General features: G+C 36.9%; 9 protein-coding genes. 7 read left to right on the top strand and 2 right to left on the bottom strand.

The features are described 5' to 3' along the window. The 5 genes from AC1DTM_RS14915 to AC1DTM_RS14895 form a co-directional block, all read left to right on the top strand. Window positions 1-522: FecCD family ABC transporter permease (locus AC1DTM_RS14915; protein WP_477000414.1), on the top strand; the 522-nt coding region annotated here is incomplete at its 5' end. Next, window positions 523-1,539 (top strand): FecCD family ABC transporter permease, encoded by a 1,017-nt coding sequence (locus AC1DTM_RS14910; protein WP_016105576.1) that lies wholly within the window; start codon window positions 523-525, stop codon window positions 1,537-1,539. A 21-nt stretch (window positions 1,540-1,560) separates the two neighbouring features. Continuing rightward, window positions 1,561-2,469 (top strand): iron-hydroxamate ABC transporter substrate-binding protein, encoded by a 909-nt coding sequence (locus AC1DTM_RS14905; RefSeq protein ID WP_016105575.1) that lies wholly within the window; start codon window positions 1,561-1,563, stop codon window positions 2,467-2,469. Window positions 2,470-2,839: 370 nt separating this feature from the next. Beyond that, complete coding sequence (locus tag AC1DTM_RS14900; RefSeq protein WP_016105574.1) at window positions 2,840-3,391, top strand: GNAT family N-acetyltransferase; 552 nt, start codon at window positions 2,840-2,842, stop codon at window positions 3,389-3,391. Window positions 3,392-3,489: 98 nt separating this feature from the next. Then, complete coding sequence (locus tag AC1DTM_RS14895) at window positions 3,490-3,717, top strand: coiled-coil domain-containing protein (RefSeq protein WP_002111012.1); 228 nt, start codon at window positions 3,490-3,492, stop codon at window positions 3,715-3,717. Window positions 3,718-3,887: 170 nt separating this feature from the next. Here AC1DTM_RS14895 and AC1DTM_RS14890 read toward each other — a convergent pair whose 3' ends face one another. Further along, window positions 3,888-5,213, bottom strand: coding sequence for an ArsB/NhaD family transporter (locus AC1DTM_RS14890; protein ID WP_477000413.1), 1,326 nt, complete (start codon window positions 5,211-5,213; stop codon window positions 3,888-3,890). Window positions 5,214-5,475: 262 nt separating this feature from the next. On the opposite strand from AC1DTM_RS14890, the gene AC1DTM_RS14885 reads away from it, so the two are divergent. Together AC1DTM_RS14885 and bshB2 are read left to right on the top strand one after the other, a co-directional pair. After that, complete coding sequence (locus AC1DTM_RS14885; RefSeq protein ID WP_000407037.1) at window positions 5,476-5,826, top strand: YojF family protein; 351 nt, start codon at window positions 5,476-5,478, stop codon at window positions 5,824-5,826. A gap of 15 nt (window positions 5,827-5,841) precedes the next feature. Then, window positions 5,842-6,504 (top strand): bacillithiol biosynthesis deacetylase BshB2, encoded by a 663-nt coding sequence (bshB2, locus tag AC1DTM_RS14880; protein WP_000439466.1) that lies wholly within the window; start codon window positions 5,842-5,844, stop codon window positions 6,502-6,504. A gap of 70 nt (window positions 6,505-6,574) precedes the next feature. On the opposite strand, the gene AC1DTM_RS14875 is transcribed toward bshB2, so the two are convergent. Further along, the coding region (locus AC1DTM_RS14875) for a MerR family transcriptional regulator (RefSeq protein ID WP_477000412.1) at window positions 6,575-7,401 on the bottom strand (827 nt) is incomplete at its 5' end.

Below are 7,401 nucleotides of genomic sequence, written 5' to 3'. Positions count from 1 at the left end.
CTTTTACACTCATTAAGTTCAGGTATTGCAATTTATTATGATTTAAGCCAAGATTTAGCGTTTTGGTTTGCCGGTGGTGTTGCGGGGGTTAAGTGGGAACACTTGAAACTTTTAGTGCCTATTATTCTCATAACGATTRTTTTTGCGACAGTGCTAGGGCGATCTATTTCACTCATATCAATGGGGGATGATGTTGCTACGAATTTAGGTGTGAAAACGAACCGAACGAGAATACTCGGGATGATTATAGTAGTTATTCTTGCGGGTGTCTCTGTTTCAGCTGTTGGTTCTATTGGATTTGTAGGACTAGTCATCCCACATATTGCTAGAAAATTAGTTGGTGTTAATTATCGGCTTATTATTCCTATGTCAGCATTATTAGGAGCTATGTTATTGGTGTTAGCTGATTTAGGAGCAAGAACAGTAAATCCTCCTAAAGAACTTGCGATAGGGATTATGGTAGCTCTTGTTGGAGTTCCGTTCTTCCTCTATATAGCACGTAAAGTTGGGAGTGAGTTATAAGTGAAGGATCTTTTTAACACGGATAAAAAGAGAGCTATTACTGTAACTACAATATTCGGTTGTATGAGTATCGCTGTAATTTTGATTAGCTTAAATACGGGGACGCTGAGCATTGCACCACTCAAAGTGATTCAAACGCTTTTTGGTTATGGTGATTTTGAGAGTGCAACAGTGCTATTCGATTATCGTATGCCAAGAATTATTATCACAATGTTAGCAGGTATCGGCCTTGGAGTTTCCGGTGCGATTTTGCAAGGGCTATCTCGTAATGCACTCGCAGATCCCGGTATTCTCGGATTACATTCGGGTGCATCTTTCGGGCTTATTGTATTCGTTACGCTCTTTCATTCTATTAATGAGAGTGCATCGATTTTAATACCGTTATTTACATTTGGCGGAGGAGTGTTAGCTGCATTTCTTATTGTTTTGCTTGCGAGTGATCGGTCAAAAGGTTTACTTCCCATTAGACTTATTCTGGTTGGTATTGCAGTTTCAGCTGGTTTTAGTGCACTTTCATTATTTTTCTCGCTCAAGTTAAATGATGAGACGTATACATTCGCTTCTAGATGGTTAGTTGGTAACGTGTGGGGAAGAGATTGGATTCATGTCCTAGCATTATTACCTTGGATTTTGATACTAACTCCGTACGCATGGCTGAAATCTAAAACGTTAAATGCACTGTCCCTAGGTGATAGTGTAGCAGCAGGACTTGGTGTTTCTGTTCAAAAAGAACGATTACTACTTTTAGCTACGGCGGTCGGATTATCTTGTGCAAGTGTATCGATGGCAGGAGGGATTGGTTTTATCGGTCTAGTTTCTCCGCATATCGCAAGAAAGTTAGTAGGTACTACATATCAACATTTCCTTCCGCTAGCTGGCATTATTGGAATGATTATTTTAGTACTCGCAGATACGATAGGTCGTTCTGTATTCGAGCCAAACTCTATTCCAGCTGGTGTAGTAGTAGCGGCTTTAGGAGCGCCGTATTTTCTTTATTTACTTACAAAAACAAAATAAATACTTCAAAGAGGAGAACATATGAAAAAGAAACTTTCCATTTTATTTAGCATTATGTTTATTTTAGTATTAGCAGCATGTGGTCAATCGAAACCTAATGAAGAGGCAACTAAAAAAACGGAAAAAAGTAATGATCCCAAAATTGCTTCAATGTCTATTCACTTAACAAATGATTTACTTGCATTAGGAATTACACCAGTAGGTTCTGTTATTGGTGGAGATTTAAAAGATTTCTTACCACACGCAAAAGAGCAGTTGAAAGATACGAAGAAACTTGGCGTTGCAACAGATCCAAACATGGAAGCGTTACTTCAATTAAAGCCAACTGAAATTTATGTTGATGAAAAATATGCTGGCAAAGATTTAGCGAAATACGAAAAAATTACAACAACACATTCTTTCAATTTAGATGAAGGTACGTGGAGAGATCATTTAAAAGAAGTAGGTAAACTTGTAAACCGTGAGAAAGAAGCGGAAAAGTATATTCAAGATTACGAAGAGCAGACAAAACGAGTGAAAAGTTTAATAGATAAAGAGTTAGGTAATAATGAAAAAGTAATGGCAATTCGCGTTACTGCAAAAGAATTACGTGTATTTAGTACGAAAAGACCGATGGGACCAATTTTATTCCAAGACTTAGGATTACAACCTGCAAATGGTGTGGAAAAAATTGATGGAAACCGTCCTTTCGAAGTCATTTCACAAGAAGTATTACCTGACTTTGATGCAGATGCGATTTTTGTTGTCGTAAATAGAGATGATAAAGCAAAAGCTGCATTTAAACAACTACAAGAAACACCAATTTGGAAAGATTTAAAAGCTGTTAAAGGCAAGCATGTATACATTATTAATGACCAACCATGGCTTGACTATTCTGCTTTAGGTAACAAAATGGCAATGGATGAAGCGGAGAAAATGTTTACGAAATAATACAGTTTTGCTATTAGGAAAGGCCCTCTAAATTTGGAGGGCCTTTTTATTGTTAGAATAAATAAAAAATTATACAATGAAGTTAATTTAATGAAGAGGAGATGTGCCAATGTCAGCGCTTATTGTAAGTATCCCGTTTATACAACAGTTTATGGAACAAGGGGATAAAGTGAAACTTTAATCAGTGGGGGTTTTGTTCATCCCCCACTGATTATYAGCCCTCACCAATCGGGCGTTTACGGGCAGTTGATCTCCCACCTAACATCTTCGCTCCAGCTGAATTTTGAGGTGGGAGTCTTACTGCCCGTTAATGCGGGATAAATAGGCTAGAATAATTGTCCCCGCTATTTAAATAAAGGGGGAGTTTGAAATGACGATGAATCTTTTTCAAAATAAAACTATTAAATTATCAGCTATTAGAGAAGCAGATGCTGAAGTAATGGCTATGTGGCAAGAGGATAGTGAATATTTAAGAAATGTAGATACAGATTTGGCATTCCCGCAATCATTACATGAAATAGCGAGTGATGGGCTATTAAAGGGAAGGAGATCCAATAGTGTTTCTTTCATGTTAAGAACAGTTCAAGATGATCGCTTAATTGGTTTTGTTGCAATTCACGGCATAGAGTGGAATAACAGAACAGGTTTATTAGCAATTGGTATAGGCGATGCAAATGATAGAGGAAAAGGATATGGGAGAGAAGCGTTGCATCTTATTTTAAAGTATGCGTTCTATGAAATGAATTTACACCGCGTTGGCCTCGATGTTATTTCTTATAATAAAGCTGCCATTGCGTTGTATAAAAAGATGGGTTTTCAGATGGAAGGGTGTATGAGAGAAGCAGTTCAGCGAGATGGAAAGTGTTTTGATCGAATGATTATGGGGATATTGCGGGATGAATGGATAGAGCTGCAAGATTAAAAATACATTCCATATTATATATGTAGTATGCAGGAGATATAGCGGTAATTGGCGAAATTTTACAGTGCGCTGATTGAATTTATAAGGAGTTATGCGAGATGAACTTAGAAAAAAGTAAGCCAGTAAACGAAGAGGTCGCTGAATTAAAAGAACTAATTAAAGAACTACACGGAAGTGTACATCAACTTCAAAGTGAAGTGCAGCAACTAAGGCACGAAAGACCAGTTGTTGAAGTGAGAAAAGGTGTTCAATTATCACCGGCAATCATCGGACAAATTGGTGGTATGATTTTAGGCGGATTAGCAATTATAGGTATATTTTGGTGATGAAAAAAGGTATGCGGCGTAGTGCTGCATACCTTTTTTACTGTCGTTATTTGTCGGTAAGTCGATATTCGTTATCGAATCGCCGATATATTTAGAAAATCGCTGATATATTCGGAGAAACGATCGATATATTTTAAAAATCGCCGATATAATTTCATGCACTACAACTTTTACATTAAGTAACGTAAATATATATAAGCGTGTGATAATAATAATGCAATGATCGTTAAGGGGAAACCGATTTTTAAGAAGTCCATATAAGAGAATCCATGTCCTTCACGTTTTGCAATACCAGCAACGACTACGTTTGCTGACGCTCCGATTAACGTTCCGTTTCCTCCTAAGCAAGCTCCAAGAGATAACGCCCACCATAGTACTTCAATTTGCGGAGAATCGACAGATAGTCCGAGTCCTGTAGCTAAATCTTGAATAAGTGGAATCATCGTTGCGACAAATGGGATGTTGTCAATTGTCGCAGATGCGATGCCAGATACCCATAAGATAAGTATAGCAGCGAAACCGATGTCGCCATTTGTTACGTCGATTACTTCTTTTGCGAGTGAAGAAATAAGTCCGATATCAATTAACCCGCCAACGAGAACGAATAGTCCAGCGAAGAAGAAAATGGTTACCCATTCAACGTGGGCAAATACATCTTCAATATCGTGTTCTTTCACGCCAATTAACATAAGAAGTGTAGCACCTGTCATCGCAATAACGGCAGCGTCTACATGAATAATAGAATGAAGTACAAAGCCTAAAATAGTTAGTCCTAAAATTGTAATCGATTTTAAAAGGAGGCTTTGATCTTTAATATAATCTTTTTCGTTTAATGCCATTAGTATTTTAATTTGCTCAGTTGTTGTTTTTAGTTTGTTACGATACATGAAGTAAATAATGCCTAATGTAACGATAGCGATGATAAGTACAATTGGAGCTAAGTTAAGTAAAAAGGCATTAAAGTCTAAATGCTTATTAGCCGATCCAATCATAATGTTAGGCGGATCACCGATTAGTGTTGCTGTTCCGCCTATATTTGAAAATAGTACTTCTGAAATTAAATAAGGAACAGGATTTACTTTTAAAATACGTGTAATGGATAGTGTAACAGGTACGATTAATAATACGGTTGTTACGTTGTCCAAAAATGCAGAACCGACAGCGGTTAATAGGGATAGTAATAATAAAATGCGGATTGGTTTTCCGCCAGCTGCTTTTGCTGCTTTAATAGCTACAAATTCAAATACGCCCGATTGACTCGTAATATGTACGAGAATCATCATCCCAATTAAAAGGGTGATCGTTTCCCATTGAATATGTGATGTGAAAGCAGTATGTAAATCTACAATTCCAAAAATAATCATAATAGCAGCACCGAATAATGCGATTACAGCACGATTCAATTTMTCAGAAATAATAAAACCGTACGTGACTAAAAATACGGCAATTGCAAAATAATATTGCCAATTTGCTACTTCATGCGCTGAATGTTCCAAGCATGTCACCTTCTTTAAAGTATGTATTCAATTGTCGAAATGTATCTCGCTACATTAACACGGGATAAAGTATATTGTAGCAAATTCAAAAAAGAAAGAAAACTATTTAACAAAGTGAAGGAAAAAATATGATTTTTACATATCATATAAAAAATATAAAAAACACAGTGCAAATTATTAGGAAAAGTGAGCGTTGTCCTCTAATATAGAGATAGCAATTTACATTATTTTTGCGTAAAATGGTTTAAAGAGGTGAATTCCGATGGAAATAGTAAAAGATAGTTCTCTTATTCAAAATGAAATTGAACGTTTTGTAAATAAAGATGTATATATTCATTTAGAAACGACGAATGGAGCGTATGCGTCACACTTTAATGAAAAGTTGATGACAGTTGGAGCATTCATTCGAAATGCAATTATCCGTTTTGAACGCGGGAAAATAACTGGAACCAACCCATACCGAGTTGGTTTGAAAATGGATCATGGCTGGGTATATGCAGAAGGCATTACGCACTGGGAAGTAGACGATAAAGAGCGTTTATTACTAGCAGGTCATGATAATCAAGGCCGCTTAGCGGTAGCGCTTGAGTTAAGCTTAACACCATTTAAGTAAGAAGGAGGGAAACTTATGGAGAGACATGTACTTGTTGTATTTCCGCATCCAGATGATGAAGCATTTGCTGCGGGAGGAACAATTCGCTTATTAACAGATCAAGGAGTACCTGTAACGTATGCATGCGGTACTCTTGGACAAATGGGACGTAACATGGGGAAAAATGTATTCGCTAACCGTGAAACGATTCCAAATATCCGTGAAAAAGAATTAAAAGATGCATGTGAAGCGATGGGGATTCAAGATTTAAGAATGCTCGGTTTCCATGATAAAACGTTAGAATTTGAAGATGTTGATTTTGTTGCAGATAAAATCGAAGCGATAATTCAAGAAGTAAATCCATCTCGAATTATTACATTTTATCCAGAACACGGCGTACATCCAGATCATGATGCATTTGGCCGTGCTGTAGTTCGCGCTGTATCACGTATGCCAAAAGAAGAGCGTCCAGTCATTCATGCAGTTGCGATTACGAGAAATCGCGAAGCAGTACTCGGTGAGCCGGATGTTGTAAATAATATTAGTGAAGTATTTGAACATAAATTAGCTGCACTAGGCGCGCATCGTTCACAAACAGAAGCAATGCTTGAAGAAACACATGCAAAAATAAAAAACAAAGATGCAGCAACATTAAAATGGCTGCAACTTGAACAATTTTGGACTTATAAATGGGAGTAGGCTAGAAGGATATCTTCTAGTATCTCTTACATATAAAAAGCGCCGTCACTTGTGATGGCGCTTTTTTGTGCTATTGTTTCGTACTAGCCAAATACATGAGCATGTGGAATTTTTCGTCTCTTACATGATAATCGAAATAAGGTCCTGGATCTGTACAGTAACCGATATTTTCACTTTGCGTGATTTGAAATTCGTGGCCTGATAAATTTTCTTCTAAGTATTTTGGATGTAAAATATGTTCGTGAGAATTTGGATATAAGGCTGAAATGTTTTTCAAGGATTTGGCCGAACTATCATAATATGAGTATCCGCCGACAATTGTTGAACTGTTATGTAAATAGTTTTTTAGAACGTGAATTGGGAACTGCGGATTGAGCAGTGAAAAATCAGTTACTGAAAAACTATCCACAAAAACATCGATGCTAAGCGGTTTTAATGGCAGATTTAAATCGGAATTCAAAATATAAAGGACGCGTGGCTTCGGATTCATACGCTCAATTCTGTTTCTAACCTTCTTGAGCATCGCAAGTGAATAGCCACTGAATACGTAGGACGCGCTTGTTTCAAGAACATCGATATATTTGGGTAGTGATACGAAAGCGTCAACGTTTGTTTCCACAATTAATTTGTTTTTCAAATCTATATTTTGTAGAACTTTTTGAAACTGAAAATTAATTTTTTCAAATAAGTTAATCATTTTGGGATTGATCTCTTTAATCGTTTCTTTATCGTAAAAATAAGATGGATAAGGAGACGTCTCGTACAAATTCGCGGTAATGATAATACCTTCCTCGATAGCAGCCTCGTATCCACAGCTACAAGTTAAACGCCCCGTGTGAATGTAAACTTTTTTAATCGTTACATCTTCCATTTCAAGTGGAATACGGCACTTCGGAC

This window comes from Bacillus sp. P4_D3, assembly GCF_056401855.1.
This window is presented reverse-complemented; position numbering and strand designations above follow the sequence as displayed.

Excerpts from the sequence above, each read along its gene's own strand:
- AC1DTM_RS14905 (WP_016105575.1), top strand. The coding sequence starts at position 1,561 with ATGAAAAAGAAACTTTCCATTTTATTTAGCATTATGTTTATTTTAGTA.
- AC1DTM_RS14900 (WP_016105574.1), top strand. The coding sequence starts at position 2,840 with ATGACGATGAATCTTTTTCAAAATAAAACTATTAAATTATCAGCTATT.
- AC1DTM_RS14895 (WP_002111012.1), top strand. The coding sequence starts at position 3,490 with ATGAACTTAGAAAAAAGTAAGCCAGTAAACGAAGAGGTCGCTGAATTA.
- AC1DTM_RS14885 (WP_000407037.1), top strand. The coding sequence starts at position 5,476 with ATGGAAATAGTAAAAGATAGTTCTCTTATTCAAAATGAAATTGAACGT.
- bshB2 (WP_000439466.1), top strand. The coding sequence starts at position 5,842 with ATGGAGAGACATGTACTTGTTGTATTTCCGCATCCAGATGATGAAGCA.